This window comes from Pseudomonas emilianonis (assembly GCF_023072625.1).
Taxonomy (GTDB): domain Bacteria; phylum Pseudomonadota; class Gammaproteobacteria; order Pseudomonadales; family Pseudomonadaceae; genus Aquipseudomonas; species Aquipseudomonas paraveronii.
The window spans coordinates 1-21,555 of the sequence record NZ_JAKNRV010000053.1; the positions used below are offsets into that span (position 1 = coordinate 1).

A 21,555-nucleotide genomic window follows, 5' to 3' on the forward strand; every position below is an offset into this window, starting at 1 on the left:
GCCAGTACCGCCAAGGCCAGGAAAAACGCGAATGCGCCGGAGGCGTGGCCGCTGGGCATGCTGAAGCTGGTCAGCGGGTCGGTGAGGACTTCCGGGCGACCACGGGCAAAAAACAGCTTGCTGGCGGTATTGATCGCTGCGGCGCCGCCCAGCGTGACGCCGACAAACAGTGCGTGGCGCCATTGTCGTGCCAGTAACAACAGGCCGGTGAATAGGGCGCTGGCGACAAACATCTGCTTGAACTCGCCCAGTTGGGTGAGCCTCACCATGGTCTCGTCCAGCCAGGCGCTGCGATGCTCCTGTACCAGGCTGCTCAGCCCCTGGTCGAAGTCATTGAGGTGCGGGTAGCCGATAAACAGCGCGATCAACAGGATCAGGCTGACGCAACCGGTCCACAACGTGGCCTGGCGATGGCCGCGCAGGCTGCTGTTCAAACTCAACCCCAGCAACACCGCCAGGCATGCCGCGACAATCCCCGCTTCGGGCCAGAACCCCGCCGGCAATGGCAGGCGGAAGGCCGCGCCGGTCGCCCAGCCCGGCAGCAGGTAGGCGACCGTCCAACTGGCCGCCGCGACAATGCTGACGAGAGCAAAGCGCGGGAACGGCATGTCGCACATGCCGGCCACCATCGGTAGCATGGGGCGCAACGGGCCAATGAAACGCCCTACCAGCAGGCTGGCAATGCCGTACTTGTGGAAGTAGGTCTCGGCGCCGTTCATCCATTCAGGGTGATGCCGCAGGCCTGGCAGACGCCGGATGTTCTGGTGGAAATGTCGCCCCAGGAAGTAGGACACCCCATCGCCTAACAGGCCGCCGAGAAAACCCAGCAGCAGGGTTTCACTCAGGGGCAGCGCGCCGCTGCCGGCCAGCGTGGCAATGGCGAACAGCAGCACCGTACCGGGCACGATCAACCCGGCAATGGCCAGGCATTCTACGCACGCGACGATAAATACCGCCGCCGCCAGCCATTGGGGGTTCAGCGTCAACCAGCCAGTGATGCTATCGAGCCATTGGCCCATACAATCCACTCCACTTATGCAGTTTTTTCAATTGGCAATCCACCGACGATCAGCGCCCACAGAGGATCTGTTGCGTTACAGGTATCCATTCCCAGCAGGAACAACCGGCTCAAGCCTTCAAAGCAAAAAATAGTCGCGTCCTTCGACCTGGCCCCGGCGCAACGGGTTCCGCGTGCAATAGGGCGCATAGCCAGCATCGACGAAGCGGTACATCAAGTGTTCATCCCTGCCGCTGGGAATGCCCAGGCGAGTGGTCTGGATAATGTGCATCGGCACCTGGCCGACGTCTTCCACATAGAGCCGCTCCTGTTCGAAGCGCTTGGCATCCCACATCGGCACTTTCAGGCCCAGCGCCTTGCACAGCAAGGTCTGGCCGGCGCAGAGCTTCTGCGAGGGGCGCGGGCCGCCGTTGGCGTCCGGGTTGTTCAGCAGCATCTGCGCCAAACTCGCCGGGCCGGAGACGTCATCGACCCAGGGATAGGCGGATTTGATCAATACCGCATTGCCCGGGCCTTGGGCGCTGAAGTTCAGCGAATCGCCGCCACGGGCGTAGTACATATAGATATGCCCACCATCCAGAAACAAAGCCTTACGCTTTTCTGTGTAGCCCAGTGAGGCATGGCTGCCTTTTTCGGCCACGTAATACGCTTCGGTTTCAATAATCCGTGCCGAAAGCCAGACATCCCCGACACGATGGCGGATGACTTTGCCGAGCAATTCCCGCGCAAGGAGTTGCGCATCGCGGTCGAAGAAGCGGTCGGGCAGGGCGCTGGCGGGGAGTTGGGGGGTAACACTCGACATGGCGTTCAGGGTAAATACGGCTAAATGTGACGGAATAATAACAACTCCAACCTTAATTACGGCTGAACCCCAGGTTTTTACAGTTCATTTCGACCATCCGCCCCTCACCGCTGTCAGTCGGGCGGCGTCACAGCTATAATCTGCCGCTTTCCTCTTTGCCAAGACTCCCTGACCATGACTGAGTCCGTTCTTGACTACATGACCCGCCTGGGTCGCGCTGCCCGTCAGGCCTCGCGGTTGATCGCCCGTGCGAGCACCGCGCAGAAGAACCGCGCCTTGTTGGCCGCCGCCGATGCTCTGGATGCTTCGCGCTCCGAGTTGGCTGCCGCCAACGAACTGGACCTGGCCAACGGCCGCGCCAATGGCCTGGAGCCGGCGTTGCTCGACCGCCTGGCGCTGACCCCTGCGCGTATCGACGACATGATCGAAGGTCTGCGTCAGGTCGCCAAGCTGCCTGATCCCATCGGTGAAATCCGCGATATGCGTTACCTGCCGTCCGGCATTCAGGTCGGCAAGATGCGCGTGCCCCTGGGCGTGATCGGCATCATCTATGAGTCGCGCCCGAACGTGACCATCGACGCCGCGAGCCTGTGCCTCAAGTCCGGCAACGCCACCATCCTGCGCGGCGGTTCCGAGGCGATTCATTCCAATCGCGCGATTGCCGCCTGCATCCAGCAGGGCCTGGCCGTGGCCGAGTTGCCGGCCGAAGTGGTGCAAGTGGTGGAAACCACCGACCGCGCCGCCGTCGGCGCGCTGATCACCATGCCGGAATTCGTCGACGTGATCGTGCCGCGCGGTGGCAAGAGCCTGATCGAACGCGTCAGCCGTGATGCCAAGGTGCCGGTGATCAAGCACCTGGACGGCGTCTGCCACGTTTACATCGACATCGCCGCCGACATCGACAAGGCGATCCGCATCGCCGACAACGCCAAGACGCACCGTTACGCCCCGTGCAACACCATGGAAACCCTGCTGGTGCACGCCGGCATTGCCGATCGCGTGCTGCCGCCGCTGGCTGCCATCTACCGCGATAAGGGTGTTGAACTGCGTGGTTGCGAACGCACCCGTGCGCTGCTCGGCGCGGACGTGATCGAAGCCACCGAGCAAGATTGGTACACCGAGTACACGGCGCCGATCCTGTCGATCCGCATCGTCGACGACCTTGACCAGGCCATCGAACACATCAACAAATACGGCTCCAAGCACACCGACGCCATTGTTACCGAGCATTTCAGCGATGCCCGGCGTTTCCTCAACGAAGTGGACTCCGCTTCGGTGATGGTCAACGCCTCGACGCGTTTTGCCGACGGCTTCGAGTATGGCCTGGGGGCGGAGATCGGTATCTCCACCGACAAGCTCCACGCACGAGGCCCGGTTGGCCTGGAAGGCCTGACCAGCGAGAAGTATGTCGTGTTCGGCGACGGTCATGTGCGCACTTGATGGGTAAACGCATCGGGTTGCTCGGCGGCACTTTTGACCCCGTGCATATCGGCCATTTGCGCAGCGCCCTGGAAGTCGCGGATGCCCTTGCGCTGGATGAATTGCGCGTGATCCCCAATGCCCGGCCGCCGCACCGCGATACGCCGCAGGTGTCAGCGCGGCAGCGCCTGGAAATGGTGCGCCTTGCCGTCGCTGGCATACCGCCGTTGGTGGTGGACGACCGCGAGCTCAAACGCGATAAACCGTCCTACACTGTCGACACCCTGGAGCTGATGCGTGCCGAGTTGGCCGCGGACGACCAGTTGTTTCTGCTTTTGGGCTGGGACGCATTTTGCGGCCTGCCCTCTTGGCATCGCTGGGAGGAACTCCTCCAGCATTGCCACATCCTGGTTTTGCAACGCCCGGATGCCGACAGCGAACCGCCGGATGCCTTGCGCAACCTGCTGGCCGCGCGGTCGGTAAGTGACCCCTTGGCCCTGACCGGGCCGAACGGGAATATTGCATTCGTCTGGCAGACCCCGCTTGCGGTGTCCGCCACCCAGATCCGTCAACTGCTGGCCAGCGGGAAGTCGGTACGTTTCCTGGTGCCTGACGCGGTCCTGGCCTACATCGATGCGCACGGACTTTACCGTGCGTCGAACTGAAAAGGCGCGCTTGAACGCACGAACAATCGTGCAGCGAGCGCCCGAACATACGAGCAAAACGAGTTTTATATGACGAACAAAGACGTAAGCAAAGTTAAGCGCAAAGGCACCTTCAAAAGCGCGCCACTGCCGGTTGAAGCCCATGTTGGCCCGGAACTGGCTGGCGAAGAGCTGGTGAAAGTCGCCGTGGCTGCCCTGGAAGACGTCAAGGCCCAGGACATCCAGGTGCTGGACGTGCGCGACAAGCAGAGCATCACCGACTTCATGATCATCGCCACCGGTACCTCCAACCGCCAGATCGGCGCGATGCTGGACAAAGTGCGCGAAGCCGTCAAAGCCCAAGGCGTGAAGCCACTGGGTGAAGAAGGCAAGGGCGACAGCGACTGGGTGCTGCTGGACATGGACGACGTGATCGTTCACATGATGACCTCCAACGCTCGTCAGTTCTACGACCTGGAGCGTCTGTGGAAAGGCGCCGAGCAGAGCCGCGCGGCGGATGGCAAGCACCACAACCCTGAAGTGGGCCATGCGCACTTCGACAAGCTCAACAAAGACCAGGAATAAGGAACGGCTGTGCGCCTGCGTCTGATCGCTGTCGGTTCACGCATGCCCAAGTGGGTGGAAGAAGGCTGGCACGAATATGCCAAGCGTCTGCCCGCCGAGCTGTCGCTTGAGCTGGTGGAAATACCGCTCAACACCCGGGGCAAGAACGCCGACGTGGCTCGCTTTATCCGTCAGGAAGGCGAAGCCATGCTGGCCAAGGTCGGCCCCAACGAGCGCATCGTCACCCTCGAAGTCCACGGCAAGCCCTGGAGCACCGAGCAATTGGCGGTGGAACTGGATCGCTGGCGCCTGGACTCGCGCACCGTCAACTTCATGGTCGGCGGCCCCGAGGGGCTGGCGCCTGAAGTCTGTGCGCGGGCGGACCAACGCTGGTCGCTGTCGGCGCTGACGTTACCGCACCCGTTGGTAAGGATTCTGATCGGTGAACAGCTGTATCGCGCCTGGACAGTTCTGTCCGGGCACCCTTACCACAAATAGTCTGCGCCCCTCCCGATGACTCAGCCGATCCGCATCAAGGACCACGAGAAAGACGCACGTCTGGTACGCGCGCGCGTGGTTTTTGGCGCGATCATGGTGGTGACGTTGATCGGGGTGTTGATCGCACGCCTGTATTTCCTGCAGGTGATCCAGTACGACTATCACTCCACACTGTCGGAAAACAACCGGGTGCATGTGCAGCCGATTCCGCCGACCCGTGGCCTGATTTTCGACCGCAACGGCGTGGTGGTCGCGGATAACCGGCCCAGCTTCAGCCTGAGCATGACCCGCGAACGCTCCGGCGACTGGCAGCAGGTCCTCGATGTGATCGTCGACGTGCTGCAACTGACTCCGGAAGACCGGGCGATCTTCGAAAAGCGCATGAAGCAGGGGCGTCGGCCGTTCGAGCCGGTGCCGATCCTGTTTGAGTTGACCGAAGAGCAGATCGCCCGGATTGCGGTGAACCAGTTCCGCCTGCCGGGCGTGGAAGTGGTGGCGCAACTGGTGCGGCATTACCCGCAAGGGCCGCACTTCGCGCACTCCGTCGGTTATATGGGGCGGATCAACGAGAAAGAGCTGAAAAGCCTCGACCCGGTCAATTACAGCGGCACCCACCATATCGGCAAGACCGGCATCGAGCGCTTCTACGAGCCCGAGCTGCACGGCCAGGTGGGTTACGAAGAGGTCGAGACCAACGCTCGCGGCCGCGTGCTGCGGGTGCTCAAGCGTACCGACCCGGTGCCGGGCAAGGACATTGTGCTGAGCCTGGACATCAAGTTGCAGGAAGCCGCCGAGATGGCCCTGGGTGGGCGCCGTGGTGCTGTGGTGGCGCTGGACCCGAATACGGGCGAAGTCCTGGCCATGGTCAGCCAGCCCAGTTTCGACCCCAACCTGTTCGTGACGGGGATCAGCTTCAAGGCCTACGCCGAGCTGCGCGATTCCATCGACCGGCCGCTGTTCAACCGGGTGTTGCGCGGCCTGTATCCGCCGGGTTCGACGATCAAGCCGGCGGTGGCGATTGCCGGCCTGGACGCGGGCGTGGTCACGGCGTCGAGTCGTGTGTTCGACCCCGGCTATTACATGCTGCCTAATTACGATCACAAATACCGTAACTGGAACCGCACCGGTGACGGCTATGTCGACCTGGACACCGCAATCATGCGTTCCAACGACACCTATTTTTATGACCTGGCCCACAAGCTGGGGATCGATCGCCTGTCGGCCTACATGGGCAAGTTCGGGCTCGGTCAGAAAGTCTCCCTGGACATGTTCGAAGAGTCGCCCGGCCTGATGCCGTCGCGCGAATGGAAACGTGCCACCCGCCGTCAGGCGTGGTTCCCCGGCGAGACGCTGATCCTCGGCATCGGCCAGGGCTACATGCAGGCCACGCCGCTGCAACTGGCCCAGGCCACGGCACTGGTCGCCAACAAAGGCATCTGGAACCGGCCACACCTGGCCCGCACCATCGAGGGCGAAAAGCCGGTGGATGCAAACCCGATTCCGGACATTGTGCTGCGTGACCCGTCGGACTGGACCAAGGTCAACCACGGCATGCAGCAGGTGATGCACGGCGCCCGGGGCACGGCGCGCAAGGCGGCGATCGGGGCGCAATATCGCATTGCTGGCAAGAGCGGTACGGCCCAGGTGGTCGCGATCAAGCAAGGCGAAAAATATGACCGTTCCAAAGTTCAGGAACGCCACCGCGACCACGCCTTGTTTGTCGGCTTCGCCCCGGCGGACGACCCTAAGATCGTGGTCGCCGTGATGGTCGAGAACGGCGAGTCCGGTTCGGGCGTCGCGGCGCCAGTGGTCCGTCAAGTGATGGATGCCTGGCTGTTGACCGACGACGGCAAGCTCAAGCCCGAATATGGCGGCCCCCCTTCAAGCACCGAGGTTACGGCCAGTGAAGAGTAATTTTGACCGCATCCTTTCCAGCGAGGATGTGATGCGTCGCCGCGCGACATTGCTGCAGCGCATGCACATTGATGGCCCGTTGCTGATCCTGCTGCTGACCCTGGCGGCCGGCAGTCTGTTCGTACTGTATTCGGCCAGCGGCAAGAACTGGGACCTGCTGATCAAGCAAGCGTCGTCGTTCGGCCTGGGCCTGTTGTCGATGGTGGTGATCGCCCAGTTGGAGCCGCGTTTCATGGCGCGCTGGGTGCCGCTGGGGTATGTCGCCGGCGTATTGCTGCTGGTGGTGGTGGACGTGATGGGCCACAACGCCATGGGTGCGACCCGCTGGATCAATATTCCGGGGGTGATTCGCTTCCAACCGTCGGAATTCATGAAGATCCTGATGCCGGCGACCATCGCCTGGTACTTGTCCAAGCGCACCTTGCCGCCGCAACTCAAGCATGTGGGGATCAGCCTGATCCTGATCGGCGTGCCGTTTGTCCTCATCGTGCGCCAGCCGGACCTCGGTACGTCGCTGCTGATCCTGGCGGGCGGCGCGTTCGTGCTGTTCATGGGCGGTTTGCGCTGGCGCTGGATTCTCAGCGTGCTCGCCGCCGCCGTGCCGGTGGCCGTGGCCATGTGGTTCTTCTTTATGCATGACTACCAGAAACAGCGGATTCTCACGTTTCTCGACCCGGAGAGCGACCCGCTGGGCACCGGCTGGAACATCATTCAGTCGAAGGCGGCCATCGGTTCCGGCGGTGTGTTTGGCAAGGGCTGGCTGATGGGCACCCAGTCGCACCTGGACTTTTTGCCTGAGAGCCACACCGACTTCATTATTGCGGTGATGGGCGAAGAGTTCGGCCTGGTGGGCATTTGCGCGTTGCTGTTGATCTATTTACTGTTGATCGGTCGTGGCCTGGTGATCACCGCGCAGGCGCAGACGTTGTTCGGCAAATTGCTGGCGGGTTCGTTGACCATGACTTTTTTTGTTTACGTTTTCGTCAACATCGGTATGGTCAGTGGCCTGTTGCCGGTGGTTGGGGTGCCGTTGCCGTTCATTAGCTACGGCGGAACTTCGCTGGTGACATTGCTGTCAGCGTTTGGGGTTTTGATGTCGATTCATACGCATCGCAAATGGATCGCACAGGTTTGAATAAGGTGAAGATGTCAATTCAAGTAATGCGCGGCTGGGCGACTCGGCATGCGTCCTGGATGAGCCTGATTGGGCTGCTGGGCGCCATGCACGAGGCGCGGGCCGGTGACTACGATGGCTCACCCCAAGTCGCCGAATTCGTCGGTGAAATGACCCGCGACTATGGCTTCGCCGGTGAACAACTGATGGGCGTGTTCCGCGAGGCGCAGCGCAAGCAGGCGATCCTTGACGCCATCTCCCGCCCGGCCGAGCGCGTGAAGCAGTGGAAGGACTATCGCCCGATGTTCCTGACCGATGCCCGTGTGGCACGGGGCGTGGACTTCTGGCGCCAGCACGAAGCCGCGCTGGCCCGCGCCGAGCAGGAATATGGCGTGCCCGCCCAGGTGATTGTCTCGATCATTGGCATTGAAACCTTCTACGGGCGCAATACCGGCAGTTATCGGGTGATCGACGCCTTGTCGACCCTGGGCTTCGATTACCCGCCCCGCGCCGATTTTTTCCGCAAGGAGCTGCGCGAATTCCTGCTGCTGGCCCGCGAAGAACAGGTCGACCCGCTGACCCTCAAAGGCTCCTACGCCGGTGCGATGGGCTTGCCGCAGTTTATGCCGAGCAGCTTTCGCGCCTACGCGGTGGATTTTGACGGCGACGGCCATATCAATATCTGGAGCAACCCGGACGATGCCATCGGCAGCGTGGCCAGCTACTTCAAGCGCCATGGCTGGGTGGGCGGCGAACCGGTTGTCAGCCGTGCCGACGTGAGCGGTGACCGCGCCGATGAGGGTCTCACCCAGGGTATCGAGCCGGCCAAGACGGTCGGGGAGTTGCGGGCGCTGGGCTGGTCAAGTCATGATGCGCTGCGCGATGATATGCCGGTTACGGCTTTCCGCCTGGAAGGCGAAAACGGCCCTGAATACTGGATGGGCCTGAAGAATTTCTACGCAATCACGCGTTATAACCGCAGTGTGATGTACGCCATGGCCGTGCATCAACTGTCTGACATGCTGGTCCAAGCACGGGGCAACAAGTAATGCGGGCATCGCCGTTGAAAAAACCGCTCAAGCTGGTGGCGTTTGCCGCGTTGTCCTTGCTGGTTGCCAGTTGCTCCACCAGTCGCGCGCCGACGCAAAAGTCAGGGGGGACCGCCGTTCGTTCCCAGCCGGGCCTGGACATCAACCGCGCGCATAAAGACGGTGCACCGTGGTGGGACGTCGACGTGTCGAAAATCCCGGATGCCACGCCAACCCTGCACACCGGCCCGTACAAGGCCAACCCCTATACCGTGCTGGGCAAGAATTACTTCCCGCTGCAAGACTCCAAGACCTACGTACAGTCGGGTACCGCGTCGTGGTACGGCACCAAGTTCCACGGCCAGAACACGGCCAATGGCGAGGTCTATGACCTGTACGGCATGAGCGCGGCCCACAAGACCCTGCCGCTGCCCAGCTATGTGCGCGTGACCAACCTGGACAACAATCGCACGGTGATCCTGCGGGTCAACGATCGCGGGCCGTTCTATTCGGACCGGATCATCGACTTGTCCTACGCCGCCGCGAAGAAACTCGGTTATGCCGAAACCGGCACCGCGCGGGTCAAGGTCGAAGGGATCGACCCCGCGCAATACTGGGCCCAGCGTGGCAAGCCGGCACCCTTGATGCTCAACGAGCCGCAGGTCGCGCAACCCCAAGTGACGGCGTCGACCGGCAAGATCGAGCAGTGGACGCCACCTGCGCAACAGCACGCTCCTGACACGGTCGTCGTGCCCCGCGCTGCGCCGGGTGCCTCGGCCGCTGGCGGGCAATACCTGCAAGTGGGCGCTTTCGCCAACCCGGATGCGGCAGAGCTGTTAAGGTCCAAGCTGAGCGGCATGGTCAATGCGCCGGTCTTCATCAGCTCCATCGTGCGCAATCAACAGACCTTGCACCGCGTGCGCATGGGCCCGATCGGTTCGCCGAGCGAGGTCGCGCAAGTGCAGAACAGCGTGCGTTTGGCCAACCTGGGGCAACCCAGCGTGGTCAGCGCTGAATAAACCGTAAAGGATTGAAGGTTCAGGTTCGTGCGCGCGCCTGAGCCCTGGTTGTTGGCTCGTTGAACAATAAAACCCAGGGGCAAGGGGTGGGCAGGCAACCGAACACGCGACAGACTGGTAACGGGCTGTCTGAATAAGTTTTGCCCGCGAGGGCAAGTTTCCATAAGCAATTTCGAGAGACGGATGAACATCATCACCTTAGCCAAACGCACGTGCCTGCTTATCTCGCTGATCATCACCCCTGCCGCCTGGGCGGTTGAAATGGTGCCGGCTTCACCGCAACTGGCCGCCAAGGCCTGGGTCCTCATGGATGCCGCCAGTGGCAACGTGCTGGTGGAAAACAACGGTGACCAGCGCCTGCCACCCGCCAGCTTGACCAAGCTGATGACGGCCTACATTGCGACCCTGGAAATCCGTCGCGGCCAGATCGGCGAAAACGACCCGGTGACCGTCAGCGAAAACGCCTGGCGCACCGGCGGTTCGCGGATGTTCATCAAGGTCGGTTCGCAGGTGACGGTCAGCGATCTGCTGCACGGCATCATCATCCAGTCCGGTAACGACGCCAGCGTCGCCCTGTCCGAGCACATCGCCGGCAGCGAAGATGCGTTCGCCGACATGATGAACAAAACCGTGGCCGACCTGGGCATGACCAACAGCCACTTCATGAACCCGACCGGTCTGCCGAACCCGGAGCACTACTCGTCGGCTCACGACATGGCGATCCTGGCGCGCGCGATCATTCGTGTCGACCCGGTCCACTACGCGATCTACTCCCAGAAGGAATTCTTCTGGAACAACATCAAACAGCCTAACCGCAACCTGCTGCTGTGGCGTGACAAGACCGTCGACGGTCTGAAAACCGGCCACACCGAAGAAGCCGGCTACTGCATGGTGTCGTCCGCCGTGCGTGACGGCCAGCGCCTGATCGCCGTGGTCTTCGGCACCAACAGCGAGCAGGCCCGTGCGGCCGAGACGCAAAAACTGCTGACCTACGGTTTCCGCTTCTTCGAAACCCAGACCTTCTACCAGAAGGGTGCTGAACTGGCGACCGCGCCGGTATGGAAAGGCGCGACCTCGCAAGTCAAGGCCGGCCTGGCTGAAGACCTGACCCTGACCATGCCTAAAGGCCAGCTGAAAAAGCTCGCTGCCAGCATGACCATGAACCCGCAATTGGTTGCGCCAATCGCCAAGGGAGACGTGATCGGCAAGGTCGAAGTGAAACTGGACGATAAAGTGGTACACAGTGCCGACCTGATCGCCCTGGATGCCGTCGACGAAGGTGGTATCTTCCGCCGCGTGTGGGATAGCATCCGCCTGTTCTTCTACAGCTTGTTCAACTGATAAGTGTGCACCTGCAAAGCCCCGTGTTGATCCGACACGGGGTTTTGCCCGTCGCCACGGCTTACGCTTACGAGGCCGTTACGCCATGACCGATAAAGAAGTAAAGGCGCCAAAGATCGAATTCCCAAACGTGGATTATCCCGTCAAGGTGATCAGCGATACCGGTGTGGGCAACAAAGACACGATTATCGACATCGTGCGTAAACACGCGACGATCAATGACAACCGGGTGGACGAGCGTTTGAGCTCCAACGGTAAGTACACCACGATCCAGTTGCACATCGTTGCGACCGGTCAAGACCAGCTCTACGACATCAACAGCGAACTGCGGGCCACCGGCTTCGTACACATGGTGCTGTGATGCCACAGGTCCTGGGCTTTCGCGAGCTCGGCCGGATGGACTACGAGCCCGTCTGGCACGCCATGCAGCGCTTCACCAACGAGCGCGGCAGCTCGGCTCCCGATGAAATCTGGCTGGTGGAGCACCCGCCGGTGTTCACCCAGGGCCAGGCCGGCAAGGCCGAGCATCTACTACTTCCGGGTGATATTCCGGTGGTGCAGGTCGACCGAGGGGGTCAAGTGACTTACCATGGGCCCGGTCAACTGGTGGCGTATCTGCTGCTGGACGTGCGCAAGCTGGGGTTTGGCGTGCGCGACCTGGTGAACCGCATGGAGGCTTGCCTGATCGAGCTGTTGGCCAGTTACGGCGTGAGCGCCACGGCCAAGCCCGATGCACCCGGTGTGTATGTGGATGGCGCGAAAATCGCCTCCCTGGGGCTGCGCATTCGCCACGGTTGTTCGTTTCATGGCCTGGCGCTGAATGTGGACATGGACCTGGCGCCGTTCCGGCGTATCAACCCGTGCGGTTATGCCGGGTTGGCGATGACCCAGTTGAGCGACCACGCCACACCGATTAAATTTGCCGAGGTAAGTGCCCGGCTGCGTGCGCAGCTCGTCAAACACCTCGACTATGCTGAGCAGACGACCCTTACGGGCGGAATCGACTGACTATGACTACTGATGCAGTGCAAACCATGATCCCGACGCTGGACGTCACCGAGCGTCCGGCCCCGGCCCCGCGTGCCAAGGTGGAAGCCGGCGTCAAGCTGCGCGGCGCCGAGAAGGTTGCACGTATCCCGGTCAAGATCATTCCGACCACCGAACTGCCGAAAAAACCTGACTGGATTCGCGTGCGCATCCCGGTCTCGCCGGAAGTCGACCGTATCAAGGCATTGCTGCGCAAGCACAAGCTGCACAGCGTGTGCGAAGAAGCGTCCTGCCCGAACCTGGGCGAATGCTTCTCCGGCGGCACCGCCACCTTCATGATCATGGGTGACATCTGCACCCGTCGTTGCCCGTTCTGCGACGTCGGCCACGGCCGGCCGAAGCCGCTGGACGTCAACGAGCCGGAAAGCCTGGCCATCGCCATCGCCGACCTGAAACTCAAGTACGTAGTGATCACCTCGGTCGACCGCGACGACCTGCGTGACGGCGGTGCCCAGCACTTTGCCGACTGCATCCGCGAAATCCGCAAGCTGTCGCCGGACGTGATGCTCGAAACCCTGGTGCCGGACTACCGTGGCCGTATGGACGTCGCGCTGGAAATCACCGCCGCCGAGCCGCCGGATGTGTTCAACCACAACCTGGAAACCGTGCCACGCCTGTACAAGGCTGCGCGCCCAGGTTCGGACTACCAGTGGTCGCTGACCCTGCTGCAGAAATTCAAGCAGATGATGCCGCACATCCCAACCAAGTCCGGCCTGATGCTGGGCCTGGGCGAAACCGACGAAGAAGTGATCGAAGTCATGCAGCGCATGCGCGAACACGACATCGACATGCTGACCCTGGGCCAATACCTGCAACCATCGCGCAGCCACTTGCCGGTGCAGCGTTTCGTGCACCCGGACGTCTTCGCCTGGTTCGCCGAGGAAGGCTACAAGATGGGCTTCAAGAACGTGGCGTCGGGCCCGCTGGTACGTTCCTCGTACCACGCCGACGAGCAGGCCAAGCTGGTCAAGGCTAGCCTGATTTCGTAATACCGATCTGCGCAACACCGCAGATCCAATGTGGGAGGGGGCTTGCCGCCGATTGCAGAGTGTCAGTCACTGCCTCTGGTGACTGAACAACCGCTATCGGGGGCAAGCCCCCTCCCACATTTCGTTCCGCGTTGATTAGGGAGAATCGTGGATGACCGCCGCCGTACCTGCATTGCGTTCTGACGCCACCATCGGCCTGATCGCGCCCGCCGGCCCTGCCGCGCTGGACGTGGAAAAAGCCGGGCAATGGATGCGCGCCCGCGGTTATGAGCTGCGCATCTTCCCAGGTGTGTATGAACGTGACGGCTACCTCGCCGGTAGCGATGACATGCGTCTGCGCGACCTGCACGCCGCCTTCGCCGACCCCGCTATCGATGCGATCTTCTGCCTGCGCGGCGGCTACGGCACGCCCCGCCTGCTGGACCGCCTGGACTTCGACCTGCTGCGCGCCAACCCCAAGCCTTTTGTGGGTTACAGCGACATGACCGCTCTGCACCTAGCGATCAATCGCTATGTCGGTTTTGTGACCTTCCACGGCCCGATGCTGAATGCCGACCTGCTCGGCGACAAGCAGCCACCCACCGAGTCGTCGTTGTTCAACATGCTGCGTGGCCAGGTGGGTGCAGGCAGCGCGCTGACGCACCCGGCGGCCTACCCGTTGACCACGATCGAGCCCGGTATCGCCTGTGGGCGCTTGCTCGGCGGTAACCTGTCGATGATCGCAGCGGTGATGGGTACGTCCTACGAAATCGATGCCGAGGGCATCATTCTATTTATCGAAGACGTCAACGAGCCGATCTACCGCATCGACCGCTTGCTGACGCATCTGCGCCTGGCCGGCAAGCTGGCTCAGGTAGCGGGTGTGCTGGTGGGAGATGTGGCGGGGGTGGATAGCGCTGCGTTGGAGCGGCTGCTGAAGCAGACCTTCGAACCGCTACGCATCCCGGTACTGTCCGGCTGGCGCAGCGGGCATTGCGATCCGAACCTGACGCTGCCGATGGGCGCGCGGGTGCGGTTGGATGCGGGGGAGCAGCGGGTGGTGTTGGAGCAGGATGTGGTGTTCAACCGCTGAATCTGTCGTCTGCTAAACCGCTATCGGGAGCAAGCTCCCTCCCACATTTTGACCGCGTACATCCTTTGAAATGCAGTCAAATGTGGGAGGGGGCTTGCCCCCGATAGCGGTAGTCGCCATAAGCCGATCTAACGGCTCTGCAACGACTCCAGCAACTTCACCGTCGGATAACCATCCGCCGGCCAGCCCAGTGACTGTTGCGCCGCACGGATCGCCTTGCGCGTGTTGGCGCCGATAATCCCGTCCGGGTTGCCCGCGTCATAGCCGTGGGTGTTGAGTACGGTCTGCAGATCAATACGCTGGGAACGACTCAGCGGCAGTTCATCTTTCGGCCAATCGCCCCGAATCACACCGCTTCCGCCGAAGCGCTCCGACAGCAGGCCAACGGCCAATGCGTAGGACGACGAATTGTTGTACTTGAGGATTGCGCGGAAGTTATCCAGCACCAGGAACGCCGGGCCACGGTAACCCGCCGGCAGCAACAGGGCGGCGGAGAGCTGGTCGACGTTAGGCGGCATGCTCGCCCCCGGCGGCAATTGGATGCCCAGTTTCAGCCAGTCGGCGACGGTCTTGCGCACGCCACCGTCGGCCAGGGCGTAATCAAAGTTGGTCGGCAGTTGTTTGACTTCGAAGCCCCACGGCTGGCCTTTCTGCCAGCCGGAGCTTTGCAGGTAATGCGCGGTGGAGGCGAGGGCGTCGGCTGGGCTGTTCCAGATATCACGGCGACCGTCGCCGTCGAAGTCCACGGCGTGGGTGTTGTAGGTGGTCGGGATGAACTGGGTCTGGCCCATGGCGCCGGCCCAGGAGCCGCGCATCTGGTCGGCCTGGATGTCGCCGTGCTGGATGATCTGCAGCGCCGCGAGCAATTGCGCCTGGGCAAAGGCTGGGCGCCGACCTTCGTAGGCCAGGGTCGCCAGGGAGCGGATCACCGAGTTATTGCCCTGGAACTGACCGAAGTTACTCTCCATGCCCCACACCGAGACGAGCGCCTGGCGGTCGACGCCATAACGTTGCTCGATGCTTTGCAGGGTGTCGGCGTACTTGATCAACAGTGTCTGGCCATTACGCACGCGTACTGGTGACAGCGCGCCGTCGAGGTATTCCCACACCGGGCGGGAAAATTCCGGCTGGCTGCGGTCGGCGCGGATCACTGCCATGTCCGGGGTGATATTGGCGAAGGCCATATCAAAGACGGCTGGCGTAATCCCGGCCGCCAAGGCTTGCGCACGGAAACCGGCCTGCCATTCGGCAAAGGTCTGGGTGGGCTGGATGTCCAGGTTGTCCACGGCCAGCGGGGCCACGACAGCGGGCGCAACGACCGGTGCGGTTGACAGTGTTGGCAGGGGTTGAGCATCTGCGGCGGTGGGTTTTTCCGCGCAGGCGACAAGCAGAATGAGGCTGGAGGCAGCGATCAATTGGCGAAGGTGCCAACGACGGGAAAGACGAGAGGGCATGCACAGGTCCAGGGATTACAAATCAAGTGCTGACCTTATCATGCCGGAGGGCCGCTTGCCTTCAGGCAGCCAGAAAGTAAGAAGCCTCCCAGCTATTAGACTGGAAGGCTTCGCGGCGGTAGCTGCCTTTGCCCTTGCCGGCGCGTTCCTGACGGCTGCGGAACAGTGGCTGGGCGATGATGGATTTGGCCTTGTTGGGGCCATGCTTAGATGGCTTTTTGCTCATGGTCGGTACTCTCTTCAGGTGGGATGCAGCGGTGCAAATCATCTGCCGAAGTCTGGCCGCTGTAAAGCCTGACAAATTTTTTGAAATGAAAACACAGCCAACATGTGGGAGGGGGCTTGCTCCCACATTGGTTTTGCAGTGTTTTTAAGAGAGGGATTATTCGGCGGGGAGTGTCAGGCGCTGGCCAGACATCAACAGTGACAAACGACTCAGGCTCATCCACGGCGAACCGGCCGCCTGGCCTTTGATTTGTGCATCGATGCGCTGGGCTTCCAGCAACAGTTGCGCCCAGCGTTGCGCCGAGTGTCGTTGCAGGGCTTTGCTCATCAGCGGTTTGCGTTTGTCCCAGACCGGCGGCCGGGCCTGGCTGAAGCATTTGTCCAGCGGCGTGCCCTGGCTGTATTGCAGTGCAATATTGGCCAATACCCGTAACTCGCGGGCCAGGGCCCAGAGAATCACCGGCGGTTCCACGCCTTCACCGCGCAACCCTTCGAGCATGCGCAAGGCATGGGCGGGCTCGCCATTGAGGATGGCATCCACCAGCCCGAAGACGTCAAAGCGCGCACTGTCAGCCACAGCGCCCTGCACGGTTTCGACGGTGATCTGCCCGTCTTCGGCCATCAGCTTGAGCTTTTCGATCTCCTGGGCAGCGGCAAGCAGGTTGCCTTCGACCCGGGCGGCGATCAGCTCCACGGCGTCCTGCGTGGCCGACAGCCCGGATTGGGACAGGCGCTGACGAATCCACTGCGGCAACTGATTGCTGTCCACCGGCCAGATCTGGATGAACTGGGTCTGTGCCCCCTCCACCAGCGCTTTGCCCCACTTGGTTTTCTGCGCGCTGCCGTCGAGCTTGGGCAGGCTGATCAGCAACACCGTGTCTTCGGCAGGCCGCGAACAGTACTCGATGAAGGCCGCCGCGCCCTTGTCCCCGGGCTTGCCCGACGGCAGACGCAGTTCCAGCAGGCGTTTCTCGGCAAACAGCGACATGCTTGCGCCGGCTTGCAGCAGTGTGCCCCAGTCGAAACTGGCGTCGGCGCTGAACACCTGGCGTTCGTCGAAGCCTTGCTGGCGTGCGGCGGTGCGAATGGCGTCTGCCGCTTCCTGGCACAGCAACGGGTCATCACCGCTGACGATATAGACAGGCGCGAGAGCACCTTGCAGGTGTTTGGCGAGTTGGGCGGGGGCGAGTTTCATAGGCGGGATGAACGGGGCGCCTGGGGCGCCCCGTCTGGCTTACTCTGCTGGGACTTCAACAGGCGATTGTTTCGGCGTGTTGTTTTCGTACTCTTGCGCGGCTTTCAGGGCATCGGCGTCAGCCTTGGCCTTGTTGTCGGCAGCCTGTTGCAGGAGTTCCAGTTTTTCTGGAGTCAGCTGTTGCAGGCGCAGCATCACGCGCTGGACCAGCTCACGACGCATTTCTTTGCGTACCTGGGTCGTTTCAGAGTCCGAGCCCACCAGGTTGTTGCCATCGTGGCTTACGACCTTTTGCACTTCGATCTTGTCACCCATCAATGGCAGATGGTCGCGGCCCTGCATTTCAAAAACCAACGAGGTGTTCAGCTCGATATCGGACGCACGGCCGGCGCTGGCGTAGCTGAGGTTACGCTGGGTTTCTTTCTCGTCTGCCAGGAACAGCTTGTAGGTCGCGCCGGTGTAGACATGCACGCCACTGTTTTCCAGTGTGTCGCGCAGTTGCACAACGGTTTCGCCATAGGCGTTGCGGGCGCTGACGTCCAATTCCTTGATGGTCAGTTCATTGGTGCCGGTACCGCGCAGCTGGAAGCCGCAAGCGCTCAGCAGCACAGCAAGGCCCATCACCAGCAAATTGCGTTTGATCATTTTATTGCTCCCCTTGAAACCATGCGGGCCTTATCGAGGCCCTGAAGGTTTAGTTCGGCGCAGCGCTCAAGCCCTGCGCCCGATCCGATTTAGCTGGCGACGATGTTGACCAGTTTACCCGGCACCACGATCACTTTGCGGATCGTCAGGCCTTCGGTAAAGCGCAGCACGTTCTCGTTGCAGCGTGCGGCCGCTTCGACGTCTTCGCGGCTGGCGCTGGCTGGCATGTCGATCTGGCCACGCAGTTTGCCGTTGACCTGGATCACCAACTGCAGCGTGTCCTGTACCAGCGCGCTGTCATCCTGCACCGGCCAGCGCGCATCAATGACGGCAGCGCTGTGGCCCAGGCGGTTCCACAGTTCATGGCTGATGTGCGGCGTGATCGGGGCCAGCAGCAGGGTGACCGTCTCGAGGCCTTCGTGAACCAGCGCACGATCCTGTTCGGTGACGTGTGGCGCTTTTTCCAGCACGTTCATCAACGTCATCACCTGGGCGATGGCGGTGTTGAACTTGTGGCTCTGGCCCACATCCTGGCTTGCTTGCTTGATGGCCAGGTGGGTGCTGCGGCGAATGACTTTCTGCTCGTCGCTCAAGGCGGCCACGTCCAGCTTGCCCGGCAGGCCCTGGCTGACATGGGCGTGCGCCAGGCGCCAGACGCGCTTGAGGAAACGGTGCGAACCCTCGACGCCGGAGTCGGACCATTCGGCGCTCATGTCAGGCGGCGAGGCGAACATCATGAACAGGCGGCAGGTGTCGGCGCCGAACTGGTCGATCATCGACTGTGGATCGACGCCATTGTTCTTCGACTTGGCCATCTTCTCGGTGCCACCGATTTCCACCGGCAGGCCGTCGGCAATCAGCTTGGCGCTGACGACCTTGGCTTTGCTGTCGCGCTCGAGCTCGACATCGGCCGGGTTGAACCAGGTGTAACTGCCATTGGCTTCGCGACGGTAATACGTCTCGGCGATCACCATGCCCTGGGTCAGCAGGTTCTTGAACGGCTCGTTGGAGCTGACCAGGCCTTCGTCGCGCATCAGCTTGTGGAAGAAGCGCGCGTACAGCAGGTGAAGAATGGCGTGTTCGATACCGCCGATGTACTGATCCACCGGCAACCAGTGGTCGGCCGCCGATTTCTCGACCAGGCCGCCCTCGTAGTGCGGCGAGGCGTAACGGGCGTAGTACCACGAGGACTCGACGAAGGTGTCCATGGTGTCGGTTTCACGCTTGGCAGGCTGGCCGCATTTCGGGCAGTTGCACGCGTAGAACTCGGGCATGCGCGCCAAAGGCGAACCGGCGCCGTCCGGCACCACGTCTTCCGGCAGGATCACCGGCAATTGGTCTTCCGGCACCGGCACGTCACCGCAGGTCTCGCAGTGGATGATCGGGATCGGGCAGCCCCAGTAGCGCTGGCGGCTGATGCCCCAGTCGCGCAGGCGGAACTGGGTGCGCGAGGCACCGAGGTTTTTCTTGATCAGCGCCACTTCGATGGCGTCGAAGGCGCCGACGAAGTCCAGGCCGTCGAACTCGCCGGAGTTGATCAGCTCACCGTGCTCGCCGTAGGCGTCTTGCCACGGGGCTGGGTTGGTGTCGCCCGAGCTGGTGCGCACCACGGACTTGATCGGCAAGTTGTACTGGGTGGCGAATTCGAAATCGCGTTCGTCGTGGGCCGGCACGGCCATTACTGCGCCATCGCCGTAGTGCATCAGCACGTAGTTGGCGACCCACACCGGCAGTTTTTCGCCGGTCAGCGGGTGCTCGACGAACAGCCCGGTCGGCAGGCCTTTTTTCTCCTGGGTGGCGACGTCGGCTTCAGCCACGCTGCCGCCTTTGCATTCGGCGATGAACGCCTGCAGCTCAGGGTTGTTCTGTGCGGCCTGGCTGGCCAGCGGGTGTTCAGCTGCGACGGCGACGTAAGTCGCGCCCATCAAGGTGTCCGGACGGGTGGTGAAGACTTTGAGGGCACCCGCTTCGCCGATCGAATCGACGTTGTACGGGAACTGCACTTCCATGCCCTTGGATTTGCCGATCCAGTTGCGCTGCATGGTCTTGACCTGTTCAGGCCAGCCCGGCAGGTCGTCGAGGCTCGACAAGAGTTCATCCGCGTAGGCGGTGATCTTGAAGTAGTACATCGGAATTTCGCGCTTTTCGATCAGCGCGCCGGAACGCCAGCCGCGACCGTCGATCACCTGCTCGTTGGCCAACACGGTCTGGTCGATCGGGTCCCAGTTCACGGTGCCGTTCTTGCGGTAGATCACGCCTTTTTCGAACAGGCGGGTGAACAGCCATTGTTCCCAGCGATAGTAGTCCGGCTTGCAGGTGGTCACTTCGCGGGACCAGTCCACCGCCAGGCCCAGGCTGCGCAGCTGGGTCTTCATGTAGGCGATGTTCTCGTAGGTCCACTTGGCGGGCGCTACGTTGTTCTTCATCGCGGCGTTTTCCGCCGGCATGCCAAAGGCATCCCAACCCATGGGTTGCAGGACGTTCTTGCCTTGCATGCGCTGGTAACGGGAAATCACGTCGCCGATGGTGTAGTTACGCACGTGCCCCATGTGTAGCTTGCCGCTGGGGTAAGGGAACATCGATAGGCAATAGAAGGTCTCCTTGCCTGGCTGTTCACTGACTTCAAAGGACTTTTGCTCGTCCCAGAAGGATTGGGCGGCATTTTCTATTTCACGGGGCTGATATTGTTCGTGCATGGCTACTTTTGAACTGAATAGGGGTGGCCTAATCCTCTTCGGTACATTGTTCGGGTCGAGCGACACCAAAAAGCGCCGCGTCCGTGCCCAAACCCTGCGGGAAGTGGAGTTACAGGAAGCGCCGTAGCATACATGACCCCACTCTATCGAGGGAAACCCTGATTGCTCGGTCGAGGCCGTCTGTCGCGGCGCCGGGCAGGCGCAGCCATGGGGGCTACGCTGTTTATTGGGGAGCAAGACTTATCTTCAATGAGGTGAGGGGATGGTGGAATCGCAGCGAATGTTATCTAAATCGGATGTTTACCAAGGACTCATCGACCGCTTGGGTCGAGCATTGGATGCAGCCAGTACAGCGGGCCGGTTGCGTGATGAACAGCCCGTCGAGTTGGAACTGCGAGGTTTGAGCCACGCGGAGATGGAACTGATCAAGGCTTACCTGGCAAGGAACGAACGCTCGGCTTCTGTCGGCGTGGCTTGCACGCCACCCAATGAGCCTGTGCGGTCGGCCAAGGTGGTGTGGCTCAAGGATGTGTCAGCCGCTCGCGGTCCGGAAAAACATCGGGCCGTAAGGTTCAAGTAATACATGCCCCCTTAGCAGCCTGATCATCGCTGACACTGCTTCGTTCTTGTAAAGATTGTCGCTAAACCCCGTTACACCTTAGGCTTCGGGCATCTATGGAGATGCTCGATGCCTATTCGTTATTTCATCAAACAATTGTTGCTGCCGCCCGGCATTCTCTTGCTGTTGCTGGCCCTTGTGAAACACTGGGGTTTCCGGCGAGTTGAGGTACTTGGGCTTGTCGTCCCCGAGTACCCGGCCACCGAAGGCGATGATCCGGCCGCGGCTTTCGCGGATCGGGAACATCACGCG

The 21,555-nt window shown here is 61.6% G+C and carries 21 protein-coding genes and 2 pseudogenes; 15 read left to right on the forward strand and 8 right to left on the reverse strand.

Annotation, left to right across the window (positions count from 1 at the left end):
* Nucleotides 1–1,019, reverse strand: a 1,019-nt coding sequence (locus tag L9Z73_RS08495) for a bifunctional DedA family/phosphatase PAP2 family protein (protein ID WP_247398614.1), incomplete at its 3' end; no start/stop codon positions are given.
* Between the two features lie 117 nt (nucleotides 1,020–1,136).
* Complete coding sequence (locus tag L9Z73_RS08500; protein WP_247398617.1) at nucleotides 1,137–1,820, reverse strand: DNA-3-methyladenine glycosylase; 684 nt, start codon at nucleotides 1,818–1,820, stop codon at nucleotides 1,137–1,139.
* A 174-nt stretch (nucleotides 1,821–1,994) separates the two neighbouring features.
* Between L9Z73_RS08500 and L9Z73_RS08505 the strand changes: the two genes are divergently transcribed.
* From L9Z73_RS08505 to L9Z73_RS08565, 13 genes are all read left to right on the forward strand, one after another.
* The gene (locus L9Z73_RS08505; protein ID WP_247398620.1) at nucleotides 1,995–3,260 is read left to right on the forward strand and encodes a glutamate-5-semialdehyde dehydrogenase; all 1,266 of its coding nucleotides are present in this window, start codon (nucleotides 1,995–1,997) and stop codon (nucleotides 3,258–3,260) included.
* Nucleotides 3,260–3,904: a nicotinate-nucleotide adenylyltransferase gene (gene nadD / locus L9Z73_RS08510; RefSeq protein ID WP_247398622.1), complete on the forward strand. Its 645-nt coding sequence runs from the start codon at nucleotides 3,260–3,262 to the stop codon at nucleotides 3,902–3,904. Before L9Z73_RS08505 ends, nadD begins: the two co-directional genes overlap by 1 nt.
* Nucleotides 3,905–3,973: 69 nt before the next feature.
* Nucleotides 3,974–4,468, forward strand: a complete 495-nt coding sequence (gene rsfS / locus L9Z73_RS08515; protein ID WP_058412893.1) for a ribosome silencing factor — start codon at nucleotides 3,974–3,976, stop codon at nucleotides 4,466–4,468.
* 9 nt (nucleotides 4,469–4,477) lie between these two features.
* Nucleotides 4,478–4,945, forward strand: a complete 468-nt coding sequence (gene rlmH, locus L9Z73_RS08520) for a 23S rRNA (pseudouridine(1915)-N(3))-methyltransferase RlmH (protein WP_003176297.1) — start codon at nucleotides 4,478–4,480, stop codon at nucleotides 4,943–4,945.
* A gap of 15 nt (nucleotides 4,946–4,960) precedes the next feature.
* Entirely contained in the window at nucleotides 4,961–6,859 is a 1,899-nt protein-coding gene (mrdA, locus tag L9Z73_RS08525) for a penicillin-binding protein 2 (protein ID WP_247398625.1), read from the forward strand.
* A 31-nt stretch (nucleotides 6,860–6,890) separates the two neighbouring features.
* Nucleotides 6,891–7,994, forward strand: coding sequence for a rod shape-determining protein RodA (gene rodA / locus L9Z73_RS08530; RefSeq protein WP_247398655.1), 1,104 nt, complete (start codon nucleotides 6,891–6,893; stop codon nucleotides 7,992–7,994).
* Nucleotides 7,995–8,011: 17 nt separating this feature from the next.
* Nucleotides 8,012–9,022: a lytic murein transglycosylase B gene (gene mltB, locus L9Z73_RS08535; RefSeq protein WP_247398664.1), complete on the forward strand. Its 1,011-nt coding sequence runs from the start codon at nucleotides 8,012–8,014 to the stop codon at nucleotides 9,020–9,022.
* A complete protein-coding gene (locus L9Z73_RS08540) occupies nucleotides 9,022–10,020 on the forward strand; it encodes a septal ring lytic transglycosylase RlpA family protein (protein WP_247398628.1) in 999 nt (332 codons plus the stop codon). Before mltB ends, L9Z73_RS08540 begins: the two co-directional genes overlap by 1 nt.
* Nucleotides 10,021–10,203: 183 nt before the next feature.
* Nucleotides 10,204–11,361, forward strand: coding sequence for a D-alanyl-D-alanine carboxypeptidase family protein (locus L9Z73_RS08545; protein WP_247398638.1), 1,158 nt, complete (start codon nucleotides 10,204–10,206; stop codon nucleotides 11,359–11,361).
* A gap of 85 nt (nucleotides 11,362–11,446) precedes the next feature.
* Nucleotides 11,447–11,722, forward strand: coding sequence for a DUF493 domain-containing protein (locus tag L9Z73_RS08550; RefSeq protein ID WP_247398640.1), 276 nt, complete (start codon nucleotides 11,447–11,449; stop codon nucleotides 11,720–11,722).
* Nucleotides 11,722–12,369 (forward strand): lipoyl(octanoyl) transferase LipB, encoded by a 648-nt coding sequence (gene lipB / locus L9Z73_RS08555; RefSeq protein ID WP_247398643.1) that lies wholly within the window; start codon nucleotides 11,722–11,724, stop codon nucleotides 12,367–12,369. The genes L9Z73_RS08550 and lipB overlap by 1 nt, the downstream gene beginning before the upstream one ends.
* A gap of 26 nt (nucleotides 12,370–12,395) precedes the next feature.
* Nucleotides 12,396–13,397 (forward strand): lipoyl synthase, encoded by a 1,002-nt coding sequence (gene lipA / locus L9Z73_RS08560; protein ID WP_247398668.1) that lies wholly within the window; start codon nucleotides 12,396–12,398, stop codon nucleotides 13,395–13,397.
* 151 nt (nucleotides 13,398–13,548) lie between these two features.
* Nucleotides 13,549–14,469 (forward strand): S66 peptidase family protein, encoded by a 921-nt coding sequence (locus L9Z73_RS08565; RefSeq protein ID WP_247398644.1) that lies wholly within the window; start codon nucleotides 13,549–13,551, stop codon nucleotides 14,467–14,469.
* Nucleotides 14,470–14,597: 128 nt separating this feature from the next.
* On the opposite strand, the gene L9Z73_RS08570 is transcribed toward L9Z73_RS08565, so the two are convergent.
* The 5 genes from L9Z73_RS08570 to leuS all read right to left on the reverse strand — a co-directional run bounded on the left by L9Z73_RS08570 (nucleotide 14,598) and on the right by leuS (nucleotide 20,684).
* A complete protein-coding gene (locus tag L9Z73_RS08570) occupies nucleotides 14,598–15,923 on the reverse strand; it encodes a lytic murein transglycosylase (protein WP_247398645.1) in 1,326 nt (441 codons plus the stop codon).
* A gap of 61 nt (nucleotides 15,924–15,984) precedes the next feature.
* Nucleotides 15,985–16,149, reverse strand: coding sequence for an alternative ribosome rescue factor ArfA (gene arfA, locus L9Z73_RS08575; RefSeq protein WP_003176285.1), 165 nt, complete (start codon nucleotides 16,147–16,149; stop codon nucleotides 15,985–15,987).
* 156 nt (nucleotides 16,150–16,305) lie between these two features.
* Nucleotides 16,306–17,343, reverse strand: coding sequence for a DNA polymerase III subunit delta (gene holA / locus L9Z73_RS08580; RefSeq protein WP_046381932.1), 1,038 nt, complete (start codon nucleotides 17,341–17,343; stop codon nucleotides 16,306–16,308).
* A 39-nt stretch (nucleotides 17,344–17,382) separates the two neighbouring features.
* Nucleotides 17,383–17,988, reverse strand: a complete 606-nt coding sequence (gene lptE / locus L9Z73_RS08585) for an LPS assembly lipoprotein LptE (RefSeq protein ID WP_247398647.1) — start codon at nucleotides 17,986–17,988, stop codon at nucleotides 17,383–17,385.
* An 89-nt stretch (nucleotides 17,989–18,077) separates the two neighbouring features.
* Complete coding sequence (gene leuS / locus L9Z73_RS08590; protein ID WP_247398649.1) at nucleotides 18,078–20,684, reverse strand: leucine--tRNA ligase; 2,607 nt, start codon at nucleotides 20,682–20,684, stop codon at nucleotides 18,078–18,080.
* 262 nt (nucleotides 20,685–20,946) lie between these two features.
* On the opposite strand from leuS, the gene L9Z73_RS08595 reads away from it, so the two are divergent.
* Nucleotides 20,947–21,264, forward strand: a complete 318-nt coding sequence (locus L9Z73_RS08595) for a hypothetical protein (RefSeq protein WP_247398652.1) — start codon at nucleotides 20,947–20,949, stop codon at nucleotides 21,262–21,264.
* Between the two features lie 108 nt (nucleotides 21,265–21,372).
* Nucleotides 21,373–21,465: pseudogene (locus tag L9Z73_RS31420) on the forward strand (YdcF family protein); the annotation flags it as partial.
* Here L9Z73_RS31420 and L9Z73_RS08600 read toward each other — a convergent pair.
* Nucleotides 21,430–21,555: pseudogene (locus L9Z73_RS08600) on the reverse strand (hypothetical protein); the annotation flags it as partial. The pseudogenes L9Z73_RS31420 and L9Z73_RS08600 overlap by 36 nt on opposite strands.